The 20,222-nt window shown below is 41.7% G+C and carries 20 protein-coding genes and 1 pseudogene; 15 read left to right on the top strand and 6 right to left on the bottom strand.

What is annotated here, in order from left to right:
• Positions 1-32 precede the first annotated feature (32 nt).
• A complete protein-coding gene (gene larE / locus DACSA_RS11055) occupies positions 33-851 on the bottom strand; it encodes an ATP-dependent sacrificial sulfur transferase LarE (protein WP_041235453.1) in 819 nt (272 codons plus the stop codon).
• A 69-nt stretch (positions 852-920) separates the two neighbouring features.
• Positions 921-1,694: an ABC transporter permease gene (locus tag DACSA_RS11060; protein ID WP_015229835.1), complete on the bottom strand. Its 774-nt coding sequence runs from the start codon at positions 1,692-1,694 to the stop codon at positions 921-923.
• A gap of 170 nt (positions 1,695-1,864) precedes the next feature.
• Between DACSA_RS11060 and phnD the strand changes: the two genes are divergently transcribed.
• The 9 genes from phnD to DACSA_RS11100 all read left to right on the top strand — a co-directional run bounded on the left by phnD (position 1,865) and on the right by DACSA_RS11100 (position 11,264).
• Entirely contained in the window at positions 1,865-2,857 is a 993-nt protein-coding gene (gene phnD / locus DACSA_RS11065; protein WP_015229836.1) for a phosphate/phosphite/phosphonate ABC transporter substrate-binding protein, read from the top strand.
• A 12-nt stretch (positions 2,858-2,869) separates the two neighbouring features.
• The gene (gene phnC, locus DACSA_RS11070; protein WP_015229837.1) at positions 2,870-3,655 is read left to right on the top strand and encodes a phosphonate ABC transporter ATP-binding protein; all 786 of its coding nucleotides are present in this window, start codon (positions 2,870-2,872) and stop codon (positions 3,653-3,655) included.
• Positions 3,652-4,443: a phosphonate ABC transporter, permease protein PhnE gene (gene phnE / locus DACSA_RS11075; protein WP_015229838.1), complete on the top strand. Its 792-nt coding sequence runs from the start codon at positions 3,652-3,654 to the stop codon at positions 4,441-4,443. The genes phnC and phnE (DACSA_RS11075) overlap by 4 nt, the downstream gene beginning before the upstream one ends.
• Positions 4,443-5,255, top strand: coding sequence for a phosphonate ABC transporter, permease protein PhnE (gene phnE, locus DACSA_RS11080; RefSeq protein WP_015229839.1), 813 nt, complete (start codon positions 4,443-4,445; stop codon positions 5,253-5,255). Before phnE (DACSA_RS11075) ends, phnE (DACSA_RS11080) begins: the two co-directional genes overlap by 1 nt.
• A 1,836-nt stretch (positions 5,256-7,091) precedes the next feature.
• A complete protein-coding gene (locus DACSA_RS19145) occupies positions 7,092-7,250 on the top strand; it encodes a hypothetical protein (protein WP_156800766.1) in 159 nt (52 codons plus the stop codon).
• A 104-nt stretch (positions 7,251-7,354) separates the two neighbouring features.
• On the top strand, positions 7,355-8,002 hold the full coding sequence (locus DACSA_RS11085; protein ID WP_015229840.1) for a hypothetical protein: 648 nt from the start codon (positions 7,355-7,357) through the stop codon (positions 8,000-8,002).
• Between the two features lie 3 nt (positions 8,003-8,005).
• Positions 8,006-8,866, top strand: a complete 861-nt coding sequence (locus tag DACSA_RS11090) for a hypothetical protein (protein WP_015229841.1) — start codon at positions 8,006-8,008, stop codon at positions 8,864-8,866.
• 66 nt (positions 8,867-8,932) lie between these two features.
• Complete coding sequence (locus tag DACSA_RS11095; protein WP_015229842.1) at positions 8,933-9,823, top strand: OmpA family protein; 891 nt, start codon at positions 8,933-8,935, stop codon at positions 9,821-9,823.
• A gap of 52 nt (positions 9,824-9,875) precedes the next feature.
• Positions 9,876-11,264, top strand: a complete 1,389-nt coding sequence (locus DACSA_RS11100; protein WP_015229843.1) for an AtzE family amidohydrolase — start codon at positions 9,876-9,878, stop codon at positions 11,262-11,264.
• A 269-nt stretch (positions 11,265-11,533) separates the two neighbouring features.
• Here DACSA_RS11100 and DACSA_RS11105 read toward each other — a convergent pair whose 3' ends face one another.
• Both DACSA_RS11105 and DACSA_RS11110 read right to left on the bottom strand, forming a co-directional pair.
• Positions 11,534-12,043 (bottom strand): 2TM domain-containing protein, encoded by a 510-nt coding sequence (locus DACSA_RS11105; protein WP_015229844.1) that lies wholly within the window; start codon positions 12,041-12,043, stop codon positions 11,534-11,536.
• Between the two features lie 162 nt (positions 12,044-12,205).
• Positions 12,206-13,417 (bottom strand): RNA-guided endonuclease InsQ/TnpB family protein, encoded by a 1,212-nt coding sequence (locus DACSA_RS11110; protein WP_015229845.1) that lies wholly within the window; start codon positions 13,415-13,417, stop codon positions 12,206-12,208.
• Between the two features lie 239 nt (positions 13,418-13,656).
• Here DACSA_RS11110 and DACSA_RS20675 point away from each other — a divergent pair, with 239 nt between their 5' ends.
• From DACSA_RS20675 to DACSA_RS11125, 5 genes are all read left to right on the top strand, one after another.
• A complete protein-coding gene (locus tag DACSA_RS20675) occupies positions 13,657-13,833 on the top strand; it encodes a hypothetical protein (RefSeq protein WP_156800767.1) in 177 nt (58 codons plus the stop codon).
• A gap of 632 nt (positions 13,834-14,465) precedes the next feature.
• On the top strand, positions 14,466-14,609 hold the full coding sequence (locus DACSA_RS21590; RefSeq protein WP_015229846.1) for a hypothetical protein: 144 nt from the start codon (positions 14,466-14,468) through the stop codon (positions 14,607-14,609).
• Positions 14,610-14,629: 20 nt separating this feature from the next.
• Positions 14,630-15,079, top strand: coding sequence for a type II 3-dehydroquinate dehydratase (gene aroQ / locus DACSA_RS11115; RefSeq protein ID WP_015229847.1), 450 nt, complete (start codon positions 14,630-14,632; stop codon positions 15,077-15,079).
• Positions 15,080-15,081: 2 nt separating this feature from the next.
• Positions 15,082-15,882 carry a hypothetical protein gene (locus DACSA_RS11120; protein ID WP_015229848.1) on the top strand — a complete coding sequence of 267 codons (801 nt, stop codon included), beginning with the start codon at positions 15,082-15,084 and terminating at the stop codon, positions 15,880-15,882.
• A gap of 68 nt (positions 15,883-15,950) precedes the next feature.
• Positions 15,951-18,293 (top strand): HD family phosphohydrolase, encoded by a 2,343-nt coding sequence (locus tag DACSA_RS11125; protein ID WP_015229849.1) that lies wholly within the window; start codon positions 15,951-15,953, stop codon positions 18,291-18,293.
• A 78-nt stretch (positions 18,294-18,371) separates the two neighbouring features.
• Here the strand turns inward: DACSA_RS11125 and trxA are convergent, their stop codons facing one another.
• Both trxA and DACSA_RS11135 read right to left on the bottom strand, forming a co-directional pair.
• The gene (gene trxA / locus DACSA_RS11130; protein ID WP_015229850.1) at positions 18,372-18,689 is read right to left on the bottom strand and encodes a thioredoxin; all 318 of its coding nucleotides are present in this window, start codon (positions 18,687-18,689) and stop codon (positions 18,372-18,374) included.
• Positions 18,690-18,761: 72 nt separating this feature from the next.
• Entirely contained in the window at positions 18,762-19,013 is a 252-nt protein-coding gene (locus DACSA_RS11135; protein WP_015229851.1) for a UPF0175 family protein, read from the bottom strand.
• Between the two features lie 142 nt (positions 19,014-19,155).
• Here DACSA_RS11135 and DACSA_RS23055 point away from each other — a divergent pair.
• Positions 19,156-20,205: pseudogene (locus tag DACSA_RS23055) on the top strand (AAA family ATPase); the annotation flags it as partial.
• Between the last annotated feature and the right edge of the window lie 17 nt (positions 20,206-20,222).

The raw sequence follows: 20,222 nt of genomic DNA on the forward strand, positions 1-20,222 counted from the left end.
GTAGTTGCGCCGCGATGTTGGTCGGTAAGTCGTCATCTGGTTTCCGCTTTCTCCAACACGCGGTTGAGTTTACCGCTTTGATAGCCTTCAAGATCGAGGGTGACAAACATAAATCCTAATCCTTGAAATTTCGCCGTTAACTGCGCTAAATCCGTAGCGATGACAAAATCCTTAATCTTGTCGGGAGGGAGTTCAATTCGCGCGGTATCCCCCGCCGATCGAACTCTCAATTTTTTCCAGCCTTGTTGACGTAAATAAATTTCTGCTCTTCCCACTCGTTGTAATTTCGCCACTGTAATCTCTTCACCGTAGGGAAAACGAGAGCTTAAACAGGGTTGTGAGGGTTTATCCCACCAGGATAATCCGAGTTGTTTAGTAATTTCTCTCACGTCTGCTTTGCTAATTCCTACCTCAGCTAAGGGCGATCGAGCGCCTCTTTCTTTTGCGGCTTGAATTCCAGGACGATAATCTTGTAAATCATCCGCATTGACTCCATCCATCACATAAGGATACCCTCTGGCGATCGCAAGGGGTTTTAAGGTGTCGTGGAGTTCACTTTTACAAAAATAACACCGATTGACAGGATTAGACGTATAGTTAGGATTATCCATTTCCTGGGTTTCTACCAACTCATGGCGAATGCCAATGGTTTCCGCTTGAGTTTGTGCGTCGTCTAATTCTTCGGGGAGGAGAGAGGGAGAAACCGCCGTGACAGCTAATGCTTTTTCTCCTAAAACATCATAAGCGACTTTTGCCACCAAAGTGCTATCAATTCCGCCAGAATAAGCGATTAATGCTTGTTCCATTTCTGCAAATAAAGTTTGCAGTTGAGTCAGTTTATCCATAACCATAATTAGTAATCACTAGATGCGCCAGAGTTAATCCCCAATATAACGAAATGGGATTAGAGATAAAGTGCTTTAAAATTGACGGCGAGAAAAAATTAACGTTGCAATGGTTAAAAGTAAAATGGTGTAGATGATGCCATACACAGCATTACTGAGTAATTGTGTGGTATCAGGGAGTAAAGCATAAACCGCTTCGTTACGAAAATTGAGACGAGATAAATCAGGCAAAATCAGATAAAGGGTTTCGGTAAGTGCTTTAACATTGGGATTATCGCTGAGATTTCCTAACTCTAGTAAATCACGACTAAAATGTCCGACTAAATAAACACCAAAAGAGAGTAAAGTTGCAAGAATGGAACTGGTAAATACGCCAAATAAGAGCGCGACAGCGACTAAAAGAGACAGTTCAATGATTAAATAAATTAAAGATAAGGCGATCGAACCGACGGGATAATCAATCCCATTTAAACTTAATAATCCGAAGCCAATTATCCCCATCACTGTCACTAATACGATTAACACCGCAGATAATCCTAAATGCTTACCAATCATTAATTCAGCGCGGGTAATGGGTTTGGGAATTAACACTAAAACCGTGCGTTTTTCAATCTCTTTATTAATTAAACCAGTTCCCACAAAAATAGCAACAACTGCGCCAAGTAAACCGATTCCACCTAAACTCAAATCCAGCAGAATTTTCTCATCAGCACCGACAGAAATTTGGGGCAATAATCGCAATGCAATTACCATTAATAGGGCAAAAAAACCAATAAAATATAAGATGCGATCGCGGATCACTTCGCGAAACCCATTCGCGGCGATCGCGCCAACTCTTCCTAATAACATAATCCGTTTACCTTTCCTAATTATTAATTCTAGATTTCTACTTTCATTATAAAAAAGAAAGTAATCTTGATTGCTTTAATAATTTAACCTTTACTTAGTATTTTCTTAAATTCATTTTATCTAAACTCCCCTACCCTTTTGAAAGAAGTTCAAAATTTTGTTAATAAAAAATGACTAAACCAACTCGACGTAAGTTTTTATGGTATTCTGTAGCGGCAGGCTTGAGCACGATCGCCCTCGGAAGCTGGCAAAAAGCATCCCTTGGACAATCGGACTGCCCTCGCCCTGAAAAAATGTCAGAACGATTCTGCGATCGAAACGGAGACTTAGTCGCAGATACTCCCGACAATCCCATTGATCCGAGAACATTAGTTTTCGCTTACACTCCTGTAGAAGACCCCGCCGTGTATCGAGATGTTTGGGCGGGCTTTTTAGATCATATGCGTCAGGTGACTGGAAAACGAGTGCAATTTTTCGCTGTTGACTCGAACGCGGCACAATTAGAAGCAATGCGGGCAGGTCGTCTCCATGTGGCTGGCTTTAACACGGGTAGTGTTCCCTTTGCGGTCAATTTTGCTGGGTTTGTTCCCTTTACCATGATGGCGGCGAATGATGGAAGTTTCGGTTATGAAATGGAAATTATTGTTCCTGCTGATAGTCCGATTCAAAGCGTCGAAGAATTAAAAGGCAAACAAATCGCCTTTACCTCTCCCACTTCCAATTCTGGATTTAAAGCCCCTTCGGCACTACTAAAATCGGAATTCAACATGGAAAAAGACCAAGACTATTCCTCCACTTTTTCCGGTTCTCACGAGAACTCGATTTTAGGGGTTTATAACAACGATTATACTGCTGCTTCGATCGCCAACTCTGTTCTCTCTCGGATGAAAGCGCGAGGAGTTGTGGAGGGGAATGAACTTCGCACCATCTATAAATCCGACACTTTTCCCACCACTGCTTACGGATACATTTATAATCTCGAACCGCAATTGGCAGCGAAAATTAAAGAAGCATTCCGAACCTTTGAGTGGGAAGGAAGCCAACTGAAAGAAGAGTTTAGCAAGTCTGGTGAAGATCAATTCATCCCCATTACTTACCAAAAAGAATGGGAAGTGATCCGCAAAATTGATAATGCTCTCGGTGTGAGCTATACCAACCCGTAAATTGATCTCACAATGGAAGCAAACAAAACTCTCTTGCAATTGCAGAGCTTAAACAAGCAATATGGCAACGATGAGCCAGCAATTAAAGATATTGACCTGATTCTACCTCAAGGACAAGTGCTGGCTCTTATTGGCCCTTCTGGGGCGGGAAAAAGCACACTCATTCGCTGTATCAATCGTTTGGTTGAACCGACATCGGGGAAAGTTTGGTTGGATAACCAAGAGGTGACAGGGTTGTCTAAAAATTCCTTACGACGGGTGCGACGGAAAATGGGAATGATTTTCCAAGAATATGCTCTCGTGGAACGGTTGACGGTGATGGAGAATGTCCTCTCTGGTCAATTGGGTTATGTGGGGTTTTGGCAAAGTTGGTTACGGCGATTTCCCCAAGCAACGATCGAGGAGGCGTTTCGGTTGCTCGATCGAGTAGGATTATCTCAATTCCCTGATCAACGTGCTGATGCGCTTTCTGGTGGACAACGGCAGCGTGTAGGAATTGCCCGCGCTCTTTTACAAAATCCCGATTTACTGCTTGTGGATGAACCCACCGCTAGTTTAGACCCCAAAACTGCCCGACAAATTATGCGATTGATCACAGAATTAGCACAAGAACGAGGATTAGGGGTAATTCTGAACATCCATGATGTACAACTGGCGCAACGGTTTGCTCAGAGAATTGTGGGTTTAAATCAGGGAAGCATTGTTTATGATGGTTCTCCCAACGGTTTGGATGCCAACACACTTACAGATATTTACGGCGAGGAAGACTGGACAACACCGCAAGAGGTGGAAGCATGAAAGCGCGTTATTGGTCTCCTCCCCCATTGATTGCCAATGGTTTCTTACGGTGGGGACTGTTATTGGGAACAATTGTTTATCTGGTTTTAGCGATTAATACCCTCTCCATTGATGTTGAACGACTGGCACAAGGTTTAAGTCGCATTGGGAGATTATTTTCAGGATTTTTACAGCCTGATTTTATTTCACGGGGACAAGATATTGTGCGAGGGATTCTAGAAAGTTTAACCATGACGGTGATTGCAACGGTGGTGGGGGTGATCCTTTCTATTCCTGTGGGATTAGGGGCGGCGCGAAATTTATCCCCTCTCCCTTTGTATTTGGTTTGTCGCGCCTTAGTTACCCTTTCTCGCACCTTTCAAGAGGTGATTATTGCCATTTTATTTGTGGTGATGGTGGGGTTTGGTCCCCTTGCAGGAGTGTTAACTTTAAGTTTTACTACCATTGGTTTTTTAGCGAAATTACTCGCCGAAGATATTGAAGAGATCGATCGCGCGCAAGTGGAGGCAATTCGCGCCACAGGGGCAAATTGGGCGCAGGTGATTATTTATGGGGTGATTCCTCAAGTCACGCCCCGTTTGGTGGGATTAAGTGCGTACCGCTTTGATATTAATCTACGGGAATCATCAGTGGTGGGGGTTGTCGGCGCTGGTGGTATTGGGGATACGTTACAAACATCATTTAGTCGCTACGATTACAGCACCTCCGCCGCGATTTTAATTGTGATTATTGTGCTGGTGATGGCGACAGAAATTGCGTCGAGTTGGATTCGGAAGAGGTTGCAATAATGCCAGTTAAGGAATTGAATGGGGTTAAGGTTTGGCAAAAGCGCGATCGCATAGCCAATTTAATCCGATGGTTTGTGGGGTTTGTGGGGATAGTTGTGGTGTTTCTCTGTTGGAAAGTGATTTCTGACGCGACAATTTGGGTTTTTGTCCTCGACGCACCGCAACAAGCAGGGGATATGATTTCTCGAATGTTTCCCCCGCGATGGTCTTATCTGAATGAGTTATGGAAGCCTTTGTGGGATACGATTAATATTGCCACTTTGGGAACAATCATTGGCGTGAGTATTGCCTTTTTTGTGTCGTTTCTGGCGGCGAGAAATACCACCCCCCATCCGATTGTGCGATCAATCGCGCTATTGGTGATTGTCACCTCTCGATCGGTGAATTCTTTGATTTGGGGACTGTTATTGGTGGCAATTATTGGCCCTGGGGTTTTAGCTGGTGTGATTGCGATTGGTTTACGTTCGATCGGGTTTGTGGGTAAATTATTTTACGAGGCGATCGAAGAAATTGACATTGAACCCGTAGAAGCCATTACCGCTACTGGTGCGAGTTCACAACAAGTTTTAACCTATGGCATCTTACCGCAAGTTTTACCCGCATTTGTGGGAACATCAGTCTTTCGCTGGGATATCAACATTCGAGAATCCACTGTTATTGGCTTAGTGGGTGCTGGTGGCATTGGCATTAGTCTGGATGCTTCAATTAGTGCCTTAAAATGGTCTCAAGCCAGTGTAATTTTTATTGTTATTTTCGCCATGGTTTTAATTAGTGAATGGGTTTCCGCAACCATCCGCAATAAAATCATTTAATTACGGTTTGCTGAAAAAGTTCATGTTTTCGGTGTAGTAAGGCAAGAGGCAAGAGGCAAGAGGCAAGAGGCAAGTTGCCTTAGGCAAAAGGCAAGAGGCAAGAGGCAAAAGGGAAGATGGGGGAGATGGGGAAGAAAAATCGCTCCCTTTTCATACCATATTTTCCCAATTTCACCCACTAACTTTTGCTTATAGTTACTGTTCGATCATCTTTTAAATTTCTATACTCGATCGAGGCTTGTCAATACGGGGAGGAGGGATATGGCAAACGAATTTCCTTGCTTTGAGAGGCGTGTTTTAAAATTGGCAATACTTCCCATTATCTAGAAATACTTTATCAGGAAACTCGATCGAGCGCCACCCCTGAAAAAAAAAATTCGCTCTTTTCTGGCTTCTCTTGATTGGTTATTTGTTATTTGGTATTTGTTATTTGGTGTTGGCGAAAAAGGTATTGTGGAATGGGAATGATGCTTTATTCAACATGAGGATTCATTTGCATACCATATTTTCTAGATTTTGCCCACTGTTTTCACTTATGGTAAGTCTTCAGGATTTCCTTAAATCCTTATACTCGATCGAGGCTTGTCAATACGGGGAGGGGGGATGTGGCAAACGAATTTCCTTGCTTTGAGAGGCGTGTTTTAAAATTGGCAACACTTCCCATTATCTAGGAACACTCTATCAGGAAACTCGATCGAGCGCCACCCCTGAAAAAAAAATTCGCTCTTTTCTGGCTTCTCTTGATTGGTTATTTGTTATTTGTTATTTGTTATTTGGTGTTGGCGAAAAAGGTATTGTGGAATGGGAATGATGCTTTATTCAACATAAGGATTCATTTGCATACCATATTTTCTAGATTTTGCCCACTGTTTTCACTTATGGTAAGTCTTCAGGATTTCCTTAAATCCTTATACTCGATCGAGGCTTGTCAATACGGGGAGGGGGGATGTGGCAAACGAATTTCCTTGCTTTGAGAGGCGTGTTTTAAAATTGGCAACACTTCCCATTATATAGAAATACCTTATCAGGAAACTCGATCGAGCGCAACCCCTGAAAAAAAAATTCGCTCTTTTCATGGCTTCTCTTGATTGGTTATTTGTTATTTGTTATTTGTTATTTGGTGTTGGCGAAAAAGGTATTGTGGAATGGGAATGATGCTTTATTCAACATGAGGATTCATTTGCATACCATATTTTCTAGATTTTGCCCACTGTTTTCACTTATGGTAAGTCTTCAGGATTTCCTTAAATCCTTATACTCGATCGAGGCTTGTCAATACGGGGAGGGGGGATGTGACAAACGAATTTCCTTGCTTTGAGAGGCGTGTTTTAAAATTGGCAACACTTCCCATTATCTAGGAACACTTTATCAGGAAACTCGATCGAGCGCAACCCCTGAAAAAAAAATTCGCTCTTTTCATGGCTTCTCTTGATTGGTTATTTGTTATTTGTTATTTGTTATTTGGTGTTGGCGAAAAAGGTATTGTGGAATGGGAATGATGCTTTATTCAACATGAGGATTCATTTGCATACCATATTTTCTAGATTTTGCCCACTGTTTTCACTTATGGTAAGTCTTCAGGATTTCCTTAAATTCTGATACTCGATCGAGGCTTGTCAATACGGGGAGGGGGGATGTGACAAACGAATTTCCTTGCTTTGAGAGGCGCGTTTTAAAATTGGCAACACTTCCCATTATTTAGAAATACTTTATCAGGAAACTCGATCGAGCGCCACCCCTGAAAAAAAAATTCGCTCTTTTCTGGCTTCTCTCGGTGTGGGGGTTGGGGATGATGTTTAATTCAACTTGAAATCTGTTTTCATAAATGTAGGTTGGGTGAAGGTAACGAAACCCAATATTGGTTATTGGTTATTGGTTATTGGTTATTTGTTCACTGTTCACTGGTCACTGTTCACTGGTCACTGTTCACTGTTCACTGTTCACTGGTCACTGGTCACTGGTCACTGGTCAATTGTCTTTTCTAATCGTCAATAAAATAACGATTAGACTTTCTTATACTAAAAATAACTGCTGGTGGTTAAGTGCCAGCAATTTCCCACCAAATTAGGTTTTCACTCTTTTCAGTGCTTATTAAAAACATGAGTTATCAATCTTTTCAGGAGAAATTTATCGCTCGATCGCGCCAATTATTACAAAAATTCTGGGAGAATCATCACAAAAAAGCAAGAGATGAAACTGAAGATATCGCCTTCACCTTCCTAGAAGAATATCATCAGACCTTATACCCTGAACAAACCTTGTCTTATCTGTCCGAAAACCGTGCAATTTTACCCTTAAAAATCCGAACCGCAGAACTAATCCTGAAACAGATTAATATTTACTATCTTCCTTACCGCTTAGAAAGTTTACTTCCGTATTGCGACCCGTTTACCGCCGTTGCGACCTTTCTGAACGCTCTTAACTTTACCTATGAAGCCATAATTCAACAGCCAACGCAAAGAAAACTTGCGGAAAACATCTTTAAAGAGTTTATGGAAATCGAGCAATACTATAAGTTAGAATCGACAGGAATTAACGAGTTTCCGCTTTATGAAGCAGCCGCCACCCATGACTTCCCCCACTTCCAAAACACCGTCTTCGGATTGAAAAGAGCCTTAGACATCATTGATATGTTAGAGCAAGTTCAACCTCGTAATTACGAAAATCAGAAACAAAAAATTCTCCAATCTTGGCATCAACAAAAAGCGCAACAATTCGATAAAATAATCAAAGAACTAACTCAATAAAAAATGCAGCCTTCTCAATCTAGTTTAGCGGGTTTTACCTTCATCTATGTCCTCGGAATTATTGGTGGCATGATCCTTGCCATTAGTCAAGTCTTTTCTGCTGAAATTTTGCTCATTGAAGGCTTATCTCACTTATTAATTCTGGTAGTTTGGGGATTTTTCTTAATTCCCAACTCACAAAAAGAAGAAGCAGGGAATCGTATTCAAACCGCTGGCTATCTTCACACGCTGATTGGCTTTGCATCGGCGTTAATTTTACTCGGAAGTAACAGCTTTAATCAAGAACAATTAAATGAAGTTTTGTATCCGTTAGGAAGTGCTTTATCTACCAGTATTGTGGGCTGGTTGTTAGGGGGTGAAATTTCGAGTTTAGGGGAAAACCACGAGAAAAAGATTGTCAGATCAGAGTTTCAGCAATTGCTTGAAGAAATCAAAGAATTTACTGGCGCAATTCAGGAAATACATACGGCTTATCTGAGTACGATGACAGACGTTTATCGCAGTTATAGACAACTACAAGATATCCAATATAAAATCATGGAAGAAACTCAAAACTTTCATAACCAATTACTAAATACGAACACACAAGCGAGTCAAGAAATCAATCAATTATTACATCAATCGATCGATAAACTACAGGAATTAGGAACAGTGGTTGCTCGTACAACTGAAGAAATGAAAGGATTACAACCGGTTTTAGATAGTTTTTCCCAGTTAAAAACTAATAGTGATTTAGCAACAACTAATGTAGCAGAAGTGGCTCAAGCCTCTCGACGCACTGCTCAATATTTAAACGAATCACGAGCTTTGATGACAGAATTAGAAAGATTATTAGAATATATTGAATCATTGAAACAGCCTTAATTTTTGACATCAATAGCTGTGAGTTTACACGATAAAAAAAGCCCTCCCCATCATTGAGAATTAAGAATGAATCCCAAATTCCTCAAATACTCAGAAGTTTTCTCGTTTCTCGCTTTTATTTTTGTTATCTTTTTTGTCCTCTTACGCTTAGACTTATTACAAACCGAGCGTGTCGCTAGTCAAGTTCCCGAATTGGAAGCAGAGTTAGAAAAAGCACAAGCAACAGCGGACAAAATCCCTCGTTTACAAAGACAGTTAGCCGCAGCGAGAGATACCGCAGAAGAAGTTTATGCTTTACAAGAAAAAGTAGAATCTTTACAAGAAAAAGCGGCGAGAGTAGAAGAATTACAAGCGCAATTAGAAGATGCTGAAGCAACAGCAGAAGAGGTTTCCCAGTTACAAGAACAATTAGAAAATGCCAGAGAAGCAGCGGCGCAAACGCCAGAAAATCCACCGTTGATTATTTTATCAGAACGGAATCAAAGTTATCGGTTTGCGGTTGGTTCTTCGGATATTTCTGAGGAGTTTGAAACTGCATTACAAGAGAGGATTATTCCTTTGTTAGAAGCGCAAAGTCAGCGTTGTAATTGTGATGCGATCGAAGTAATTGGACATACTGATAATTTACCCGTGAGTGGAGGACGATCGAATCTAGATGAAAAATTAATTCGTGCTTTCAATCAAGCAGAAACACCGAATCTAGTACCAGGAAGTAATTTAGATTTAGGAATGATGCGCGCGCTTTCCATTATTCGTTATTTGAAACAAGCGCAACAAAACGGAAGATTAACCCAAATTGAATACTTCCTCCCCTATTCCGCCGGTCAAATGTTAAAGCCTAATCATACCCTAGATACTTCCCCTGAAGCGACTGGAAACGAGAGTCGTCGTCGGATTGAAATGCGCTTGCTTAAATCTACCGCATGGGAAGAGCAAATTGGGAATAATAACCGTTAAAGAGAAAATAATGATATAGTCATGCAAGTGAAGCAGTTTGGGGGATTTCCCTATGGATGCGGATTGGAAAACCCTTGATGCCGTTGCGATCGCGCAGGCAATTCGCCATCGTAAAATCAAAGCAACGGATATCATTACAGCCACCTTAACTCAAATTGAAGCGGAAAACCCCTCACGGAATTGTTTTACCACAATCACCAAAGAGGCTGCTCAAAAACAAGCACAAGCTATCCACAGAAACATTGAGCAAGGGAGTCCGTTAGGCATCTTAACAGGTGTCCCTTTTGCGGTGAAAAATTCTTTTGATATTGCTGGTGTCACCACCCTTGCTGGGGCGAAAATTAATGCCGAAAATCCTCCCGCCACAGCAGATGCGACGGCGATCGCTCGCTTAAAGCAAGGAGGAGCAATTTTAGTGGGTGCTTTAAATATGGATGAGTATGCCTATGGCTTTGTAACAGAAAACAGTCATTATGGTGTTACTCCCAATCCCCATGATGCTTCTTGCATTGCGGGTGGTTCTTCTGGTGCGTCAGCGGCGGCGGTAGCATCTGGTTTAGTCCCGATCGCCCTCGGATCAGATACCAATGGCTCGGTGAGAGTGCCAGCGGCGTTATGTGGCGTTTATGGGCTAAAACCGACTTATGGACGCTTATCTCGTGCAGGAACGGTCTTATTAAGTGATAGTCTTGACCAAATTGGAATTTTTGCTCGATCGGTGCGAGATTTAGCGACGGTAATGGATTTATTACAGGGTGAAGATATTACTGATCCTGTTTCCACGAAACACCCCCCAGAGCCTTGTCTTCCTCAATTAAATTTAGGCATTCGAGATGTACGGGTTGCGGTGGCTGATGGCTATTTTGCCAGTGGTGCTACCCCAGAAGCTCTCGCGGTGGTGGAAGAATTGGCAAGGGTGTTAGGAACAAGCGAACGGATAACTCTACCCGAATCCGATCGAGCGCGAGCGGCGGCTTATCTGATTACTGCTTCGGAAGGAGCATCTCAACATTTAGCGAATCTCAAATCTCGTCCCCAAGACTTTGATCCAGCAACACGCGATCGCTTTCTCGCTGGGGCTTTAATTCCGAGCCAATGGTATCATCAAGCGCAAAGATTCCGCAGTTGGTATCGAGATCGATTGCGAGAAGTTTTCCAAAATTTCGATATTATTCTCGCGCCTACCACTCCTTGTGTTGCACCAAAAATCGGACAGAAAACTGTCAACATTGACGGAAAAGTTATGTCAGTACGTCCCAATTTAGGACGCTTTACCCAACCGCTTTCTTTTGTCGGTTTACCTGTGTTATCTGTTCCGATTTATCCTTCGGGAAGTCTTCCCCTTGGTGTCCAAATTATTACCTCTCCTTATAATGAAGCTCTCCTCTTACGTTTAGCTAGTGTTTTAGAACGAGAGGGAATCATTTCTATTACTATTTAGGGGTTGCTGAAAAAGTCCATTGGTTGGTTAAGTAAGGCAAGAGGCAAGAGGCAAAAGGCAAGAGGCAAGAGGCAAGAGGCAAGAGGCAAAAGGTAAGAGGCAAGAGGTAAGAGGTAAGAGGCAAGAGGCAAGTTGCCTTAGGGTTGATTGATCGGTAGGAGGGGAAGGTTTTGATGCAAGGTGCGTGACGATTGAACAATCAATGAACTTGCATTTTTATCTAAACTGAATCGCCTCAAATCCTTATTTGGTAAGACTTTCAGTTTTATTCAGCAAGCCCTATTTAATCTTTCCTTAAAACTTTGCCACAGTAGCTTTGCGGAACGTCGCAACTCATATTTGCGCTTCCAACTTTCAAACGCTCGATCGTACTCTTCTCCTTGTAGATGATATTCTTTCCAGGCATCTAGAGACAGAAATAATCCCCAGATTAAAAGTATGATCAGCGACCAACTGAGGTGGCTATCTTTGAGTAAATCGAGAGTCACTAAAAAGGTATTTGTAATTAAGTATTTTCCAAATTTTTGTTTGATTTGATGCCAACGATACTTATCAAAGGCTTTCCGTTTTTGTGCATCTAGTTGTTGATTTAACCAGGCTTTTTCTGCTGCTTGTACCGTTTCGGGGGTGAGGTCTAATTCCGCCGCCATCTCAAAGAGTTGCTCACGGGTAAATTCTCCCCGATTCGATTTCTGCGCGATCGCCAATTGCAGGATTTCTTGAACCTCTTCTTGGCGATAGGTTTGTTGGATACGGGTTTCTGTGGCTGTCATCTTCATCAGTTTCAGGAAACTTAAGAGCAGGATTAAACTCAGATTTTATCCCTATTATGCCTAATTAATTTCCACTCTGGAAACAATTTATTTAGTGCCTCCTGAAAAAGTTCATGGATCATTGAACCTCTCCCGTTAAATCAGAGATTATAACGGGAGATTCTCGCCTCAAAGGGTGACGCTAGATGAAGTTGAAACTTCATCCCCGACATCATTGCCCTGATCGAGCTTTCTTCCCGTCGCACCAACGGTACTTTCTCCTCTTCTCTTTACTACCATCGCCGCCGCTACATCTCTATCTGCTTGGAATCCACAATCTGGACACTTATGCACCCGTTCAGAAAGAGTTTTCTTACCACAGTTAACACCACATTCAGGACAAATTTGACTGGTTCCATTAGCGTTAACTTTGGCGAAATATACTCCTCTTTTCCAACAGACATAAGACAGAATGCTAACAAATGTTCCCCAAGCAGCATCAAGACACGCTTTTCTTAACGCTGATCGTCCTAATGCTTTGAGATTAAGGTCTTCAACAAATATCATTCCTGCTTGATCACAAAGGTGATGAGCGGTTTTATAGAAGAAATCCTTGCGACAGTTAGTTATTTTTTCATAGAGTCGTGCGATACGGCGACTGATGTTTTTCCAGCGACGAGAACCCTTCTTCTTATTCTTGAGTTGACCTTGCAGCAATTTAAGCTCGCCTTCGGACTCTTTCAAGAACTTATGACCTTTAATCAGTTCCCCTTCGCTGGTCGCTAAAAATTCCTCCAATCCTAAATCAATTCCAATAGGGTAGCCGTGAGCAGGAACATCAGGAACATTAACATCTAATTGAAGGATGATATTAGCATAGTACCCACTAGCTTTCTTAATCACCCTGACCTGTTTAGGAACAAATCCTTCAGGAATTGGACGAGAAAGAACTAACTTCAGTTTTCCTAATTTCGGAAGAGTGATCGTTTTCCCTTGAATACAGTCTGGTTTAACTTGGGGAAAGACAAAAGAACGCATCTTTTTCTTGAATCTAGGAAAACCAAATCCTCGATTCCACATATTTACAAAAGCCTCTTCTAAACCTTTTAGAGTTTGTTGGAGGACTTGAGATTGAGGAATGGATAATCGAGGAAACTTTTTCTTCGCCATTCCTAGACTTTTACACTGTCTTGCATAAGTTGGTCTAGGAGCATCGGGAGGAATGATATACTCGGATTCTAGGGAACAGCGATCAATTGGACATTTTCTAGAATTCACCCAGTCTTTGCGCTCTCTCAAGGCAAAATTATAAACAGACTTACAAATATCTAGCCATTCATCAATGGTAGAAGCCTGTTGTTTATTGACTTTGAGCTTATACTGGTAGTTAAGACTGAGCATTTTAAGAAATCGACCTTTGTTTTCTAAAGTTTAGCATAATATGATTGAGGATGTCCTGTCGGACTTTTGTTTGTTTGGTGACGATTCATCCCTCATTAACCTAACGGTATAATGAGGGCATTCTCGTCACATTCTCGGTAAAGACCGTTATTCGTTATTCGTTATTTGTCAGCACTAATGGGGAATCGGGAGAAATAATCAAGGGGGCTGTAATCTTCGTTTACAAAGCCTGAAAAAAATTGCTCTCAACTCTTACCTGGTTTGATCGATGCTTGGGGAGAGATAACAACGAAACGACGGGATTTTTCCGAGACGTTTGGAATTTTGACAAACAAGTTCCCACCCTTGCACGACATCTTAAAACAGAAAAAGTCGAAAGTCAAATTTTGTCAGCTACGATCGCGCAATTTCGTTAATTATTAAGCCAACTTAATATAAGCAACTTTCATCATTCGTTATTCGTTATTCGTTATTCGTTATTTGTCAGCACTAATGGGGAATCGGGAGAAATAATCAAGGGGGCTGTAATTTTCGTTTACAAAGCCTGAAAAAAATTGCTCTCAACTCTTACCTGGTTCGATCGATGCTTGAGGAGAGATAACAACGAAACGACGGGATTTTTCCGAGACGTTTGGAATTTTGACAAACAAGTTCCCACCGTTGCACGACATCTTAAAATAGAAAAAGTCGAAAGTCAAATTTTGTCAGCTACGATTGCGCAATTTCGTTAATTATTAAGGCAACTTAATATAAGCAACTTTCATCGAGTTTCCGTCATCCTTAAAACCTTCTTATACTGAACATCCAACCCTTCAGCAGATCAGAAAGGAAGAATGATCTCACCTAAGAATGAAGAAACAATCGTATGTTAAAGTTAATATAAATACATAAACATAAGAAAAGCTAGAAACTAACTATTAGTTTTGTTCGCTAAGATGAAAATAGGAACGGTTAGCCATATCCGTTCTCACGCTAGGAAGGGGCTTTCACGCCAAAACCTTTCTAGGGGTCGTTTAGAATAAGGTCTCATACAGGAGCCATTTGTTCAATGGAATATATCGAAGAAGCACTAGAAAAACTCAAGGAATGGAGTCGTAAACTAATTGAGCTTTTACTCGGTCCAGAAATGGAACCAGAGGCAGAGCCAATCCCGATTCCAGTAGAAGAGCGTGGTTCCGGTCAGTACCGTTAACGGAACGCAATGAGAAAACAGTGCAGAAACTACAGATTTTAGTGTTACACGGTCCCAACTTGAACCTACTTGGGATTCGTGAACGCTCCGTTTACGGGGATTTATCTTTAGACCAAATCAATGCAGCCCTAGCAGATCAAATGGCGGGGCTGCATGGTCTTATTGAGTGTCAACAGCACAACTCCGAAGGTGCGATCGTAGAGGCGATTCATAGCGCATTAGGAAACAAAGATGGAATTTTGATCAACGCGGGAGCATACACTCACACCAGCGTTGCGATTCGGGATGCTTTATCAGGAGTCAACTTACCTGTGGTCGAAGTTCATCTGAGCAACATCTATCAAAGAGAGTCTTTCCGTCATCATTCTTATATCGCACCGATCGCAATTGGTCAAATTAGCGGTTTTGGTCTGGATAGCTATTTGTTAGGGTTAAAGGCTTTGATTCGTCATCTCAGAAAAACACAATAAAGATGCGTCAAACTTTGTTATCCCGTTGGGAAGGTGCTTTGTTGGGTTGCTCTTTAGAGGTAGGAAAAGAGTTTCAGGAAGACTCATCTGTTCCATTTTGGCGACAGATACAAGAGGAGGGAGTCAAGAGTTTAGCAACGACGGGACAATGGAAACCTAGTTTTTCGTTGGGGGAATATCCTGTTGCTGAGGTGGTTTTGTTGGGTTTACCTCTGATGTTGTTTTTCAGTGATCAACCGCAGGAATGGCAGGAAGGTTTAAACCTTCAAAATCGATCGAAGCGAGAACAAGCGGCGATCGTTGCTTATGGTACGGTGATTAAATGGAGCATTGAGGAAACACTCACTGAGAAAACATTGTTTTCTGATTTACAAACCGCAGTGGGGGACAAAAGCAGTAATGAAGTGTTACAAATGCTACAAAGTCACGCTAACAAGGGGAAAACGCTACAGGAAACCAAAGCGGTTTTAGCTCCCACTTGCCAAGACCTTTGGTTGGCTTTATACTGTTTGGGAACAAGTTTAGAAGATTTACCCCTGAGTGTGGGGAGAGCGAAAAGAATTAAACAGTGGCATCCGTTAGTTTTACCTCTGGTGGGTGCTTTATCGGGAGTCCATAATAGCATCAATGCAATTCCTATCCCCTGGCGTTGTCGGTTACAGGAGGAAAAGCATCAATGGAAACAAGAATTACTCCTAATGTTAGCCACTTGGTCGGGGAGTTATGAATTTGCTATGATGAACCAGCATTTAAAACAAAGCGCGATCGCGCCAGCAAAAGTGATTCAACCTCGGAATTATTGAAAAAAGAACTCACAATTTATAACTGATCGATCGATCAGGAATTGGACTTGGTAAGGCGATTAAAGCTGATGAAACATTCTTCCAGTATTACTCATCCAGTCTCTCACCATCGAGGAAAAGGAGACTCCTTCAGTCAGTGGGTGGAAAAACACATCTTTTCCGCCTTAACCTCCGGTTCCTGGCTGATTTTCCTATTGGCAGTGTTAACCTTGACAGGAGTCGCAGGGAATCGTCTTTATAACCAACCGCAGTTAGGAATTGGCACTCGCTCACCACAGACAATTGTTGCGCCTTCCGACTTGGAAATTAAGGACGAACTGAAAACCGCACAAAAACAAGAAGCGGCTCGATCGCGCTTAACCCCCGTCCTGAAAATAGACGACTCACAAACTCAAGAAATTGTCAATACTCTCCAAGAGAGATTAAACACTTTATCCACCCTACGACGACAAGCCGCAGCGGATTTATTCGTATCCACCGCGCAACTCTCAGAATCGGTACAAGTTCATCTTCGCACTTGTTCCCCGCAACAGTGGGAAACAATTCGAGAGGGAAGCAAAAATTCTCAACCATCTCAAGTGGAAAGCGAACTCAATCAACTGTCACAACGTCTTTCTGAATCCGAGTTTTCCCAACTGATCACAACTATTGAGCAAGTTCGTCAGCAATATTTTTATTCCTTACATCACCGAGAAACCGAGGTGATCAATTTTCAAGGGAAAAAGATTTTATTACAACTGTCTCCCTCCACTTGGGAAAATACCAGAAAAGGAATTGAAAACACCGCCGAACCAATGCTAACTCAGGGAATCTCTCCTGGACTTCCGACTTTCCTTTTAAGCCGCGCGATCGATCTACAATTACAAGGGAAAGTTCCTCCCATGAGTCTTCCTCTCGCCAAAGAGATTCTAGAGGAGACTTTAGCCCCGAATCTAGTAGAAGATACCCCACAAACTCAACGTCGCGCAGCAGAAGCAGCGGAAGCTGTCTCGCCAGTGATGTTAACCGTAGAAGCAGGAGAAGTGATTGTCAACGCGGGAGAGGTGATTCGTCGAGAAGAGTTTCTGTTACTGGATGCGTTTGATCTCAGTCAAAGAGGGGTTAACTGGATTGGGTTAGGAGGTTGTGGGTTATTGGTGACAATTTCGATTGTTCTGTTTTGGCGAGTGAAACAAGTGGTCGATCGAAAATTACGGCGACGAGATCAGCTATTATTAATTTTGCTCAGTGTTTCCAGTCCTTTATTGCTGATGTTGGGGGTAGAATACTCCTGTTTTCCCGCCGTCGGATTATTGGTAAGTAGCTTTTATGGCCCAACTTTAGCCCTCACCCAAGTCAGTTTAGTGACAGGATTAGAAATTTATACGTTGCTGAGTGGACTGGAGATTTCCATCGCACCCGAAGCGTTTGTGACGGGAACAGTGGGAGGATTGTTAGCGGCGGCTGTCGCGGGAAGACTTCGATCGCGGGAAGAATTAGCCCTTTTAGGTGGCGCGATTGGGTTAATTCAAGGCGCAGTTTATCTTCTCCTTAGCCTCATCTTAAACACAACTGGGGAAACGATTTGGTATGCAATGTTACCAGATGCCGTTATTTATGGGTTGTCGGGTTTAGTGTGGAGTATCATCGCCTTTGGCGTATCTCCCTACTTAGAACGTTTCTTTGATTTAGTGACACCGATTCGTTTAGCAGAATTAGCCAACCCCAATCGTCCTTTATTACAACGATTAGCCATTGAAGCGCCTGGCACATTTCAACACACCTTATTTGTCTCCTCTTTAGCCGAAGCCGCCGCCAGAGAATTAAACTGTAATGTGGAATTAGTACGAGCGGGTACACTTTACCATGATATTGGAAAAATGCACGACCCATTAGGATTTATCGAGAACCAAATGGGATGTAAAAATAAGCATGATGAAATCAATGATCCCTATGAAAGTGCCAGGATTATTAAGAAGCACGTCAGCGAAGGATTAGTGATGGCGAAACGCTGCGGTTTGCCAAAAGCCATTCAAGATTTTATTCCAGAACATCAAGGCACACTTTTGATTTCCTATTTCTATTTCCAAGCACAAAAAGAGGGGAAAGGAGTTGTTTCCGAAATGGATTTTCGCTATGATGGACCGATTCCTCAATCTAGAGAAACTGGAATTGTTATGTTAGCAGATGGTTGTGAAGCGGCGCTTCGATCGTTAAATGATGTTTCCCCCGAAAAAGCCTTAGTCATGGTGAATAAAATCATCCGTTCGCGTTGGCAAGATCAACAATTAAAAGATGCCAATTTAACTCGCACAGAGTTAAAAAAAATCGCTCAAGTGTTTGTCAGAGTTTGGCAGCAAAGTAATCATAAACGCATTGCTTACCCGAAAGCGGCGTTAGATGCTAAGTATGCTTCTTCTCTTAAAAAATAAACCTATGGCAATCTTATTTTATTGTTGATAGCCCCTTCTAATTCCCCCAAGATTGGGGGTTAGGGGGCGATTAGGGGGCTAAATTAAGGTTTCTAACTGAGAAATTAATTGTTCACTACTACTCATTCCCTCAAAGCGTTTTGCTGGTTTACCCTCTTTAAATAAGATTAGCGTTGGTAATGCTAAGATATGATGTTCTGAGGCGATTTCAGGATATTTATCAGTATCAATTTTGACGACAGTTAAACGGTTTTGAAACTGCTTTTTTACGGTGTCTAAAACAGGAGACATCATTTGACACGGACCACACCAAACGGCATAAAAATCAACTAACACAGGATTTGTCGATTCCGCTAATAAATCAGAAAAGCTATTATATTGTTTTTTCGTTGCCATAACAGTTACACTCGTAAAACAGTTCCTTAAACGATTCTATAGCAATCCTCAATTAGTTGTAAATTCTATTTCCTAACCCTCACGTAGGGTTTCACGATCTCTGCTTAAATCAGTTTCATCGTAATGTAAGTCCGCGTTGTGCTTGGAAAGAAAAGCATCGACAGCCCAACGGCTAGATAACCCTAAGATTCGTCCAACTTCTGCATGAGTAATTTTTTCGCTTTGGTAAGCCTGTATAACTAGGGCTTCTAAAATGTCGCGACTTAATTTGTCACGATTGAAATGTTGAACTAATTCATCGGGAAGATTGAGAGTAATTTGCATGGTCTAGACTCGGATGATATCGCTTAAGCTAGAGTTTGGGAGTTATTTCTTAGCATTTACATTGTGACACAGTTGGAAATTATCATTGGTGATTCATTCAACTTAATGTTACTTTTTGGTTAAGACTTTGGAACGAAAAAAGATGGAAATCAACATAAAAGTTGGAAGTCTCGTCATCTTATCTGGCCCCTCTGGATCAGGAAAATCTACGGTTTGCGAACAGGTGGCGAAACAGTATCACCCTTCGATGATTCTCTCTTCGGATACGATCAGAGAACAGTTTTTTGGATCGCGACCCACTTTAGAGGGGATAAAACCGCAACCAGTGGACGATCGATTAATCTTTCAATTACTGGAACAAATCACTGAATCTCGACTAAGAGAAGGGTTAACGACGTTTATTGATGCGACAATGCTTAGTGATAAAGTACGGGAAGACTTTGTAAAAATTGCACAAAAAACTGATTCTCCCTATCTAGTTTTAATTTTTGATGTTGATAAAGATATCTTACACCAACGCAATCGATCGCGCGAAAAAGTTGTCCCAACAGAGGTTTTAAACAAACAGATTCGCCGACATCAAAAACAGTCTCGTTACCCTTATTTCACCAGTGATGATTTTAAGATTACCCTTGATGTTTATCGCATTCCTGATGAGACAGAATTAGATGTCATTGGGGATATTCATGGGATGAAACAGGAGTTAGAACAACTGTTAACTTTAATGGGATATCAATGGGAAGAAGGGAAACTCATTCACTCCGAAAATCCCCAACGGAAAGTTTTATTTTTAGGGGATTTAGTCGATCGCGGTTATGATTCTCCTGGTGTCTTGGAATTAGTTAGAAAAGCGGTTTCTTGTGGTCATTATTGTGTAATGGGAAACCATGATCTTAATCTGTTGCGAGGATTAGAAACAGGAACGAAGCCGCGATCGCTTTCTACTCAAAAAACCCTACATGAAATTCTCACCCAATGGGACAAAAAAGACATCAAAATCAGCATTGGTTTCCTGAAACATCTTCCCCCTTACTACATTCATAAAAACACCGCTTATGTTCATGCTGATATTGAGTGGTTTCATCCTTTTTTAACCCCAAAACAAGATTTAATTCGAGGGTTTTCTAAGCTCGATCGACCTCACAATACCGATCAAGTTTATGAAACCTTGTTTGAAAAAGGAGAAAACTCCTACCATTTAGTCAGAGG

Origin of the sequence: Dactylococcopsis salina PCC 8305, from assembly GCF_000317615.1 — a bacterium.
Lineage (GTDB): Bacteria > Cyanobacteriota > Cyanobacteriia > Cyanobacteriales > Rubidibacteraceae > Halothece > Halothece salina.

Coding starts and splice junctions, on each gene's coding strand:
- DACSA_RS11125 (WP_015229849.1), top strand. CDS start 15,951: ATGAAACATTCTTCCAGTATTACTCATCCAGTCTCTCACCATCGAGGA.
- DACSA_RS11060 (WP_015229835.1), bottom strand. CDS start 1,694: ATGTTATTAGGAAGAGTTGGCGCGATCGCCGCGAATGGGTTTCGCGAA.
- DACSA_RS11135 (WP_015229851.1), bottom strand. CDS start 19,013: ATGCAAATTACTCTCAATCTTCCCGATGAATTAGTTCAACATTTCAAT.
- DACSA_RS11105 (WP_015229844.1), bottom strand. CDS start 12,043: ATGAAGATGACAGCCACAGAAACCCGTATCCAACAAACCTATCGCCAA.
- phnE (WP_015229839.1), top strand. CDS start 4,443: ATGCCAGTTAAGGAATTGAATGGGGTTAAGGTTTGGCAAAAGCGCGAT.
- phnC (WP_015229837.1), top strand. CDS start 2,870: ATGGAAGCAAACAAAACTCTCTTGCAATTGCAGAGCTTAAACAAGCAA.
- DACSA_RS11100 (WP_015229843.1), top strand. CDS start 9,876: ATGGATGCGGATTGGAAAACCCTTGATGCCGTTGCGATCGCGCAGGCA.
- DACSA_RS11090 (WP_015229841.1), top strand. CDS start 8,006: ATGCAGCCTTCTCAATCTAGTTTAGCGGGTTTTACCTTCATCTATGTC.
- larE (WP_041235453.1), bottom strand. CDS start 851: ATGGTTATGGATAAACTGACTCAACTGCAAACTTTATTTGCAGAAATG.
- DACSA_RS11085 (WP_015229840.1), top strand. CDS start 7,355: ATGAGTTATCAATCTTTTCAGGAGAAATTTATCGCTCGATCGCGCCAA.
- DACSA_RS21590 (WP_015229846.1), top strand. CDS start 14,466: ATGGAATATATCGAAGAAGCACTAGAAAAACTCAAGGAATGGAGTCGT.
- DACSA_RS11095 (WP_015229842.1), top strand. CDS start 8,933: ATGAATCCCAAATTCCTCAAATACTCAGAAGTTTTCTCGTTTCTCGCT.
- DACSA_RS11110 (WP_015229845.1), bottom strand. CDS start 13,417: ATGCTCAGTCTTAACTACCAGTATAAGCTCAAAGTCAATAAACAACAG.
- phnD (WP_015229836.1), top strand. CDS start 1,865: ATGACTAAACCAACTCGACGTAAGTTTTTATGGTATTCTGTAGCGGCA.
- trxA (WP_015229850.1), bottom strand. CDS start 18,689: ATGGCAACGAAAAAACAATATAATAGCTTTTCTGATTTATTAGCGGAA.
- DACSA_RS11120 (WP_015229848.1), top strand. CDS start 15,082: ATGCGTCAAACTTTGTTATCCCGTTGGGAAGGTGCTTTGTTGGGTTGC.
- phnE (WP_015229838.1), top strand. CDS start 3,652: ATGAAAGCGCGTTATTGGTCTCCTCCCCCATTGATTGCCAATGGTTTC.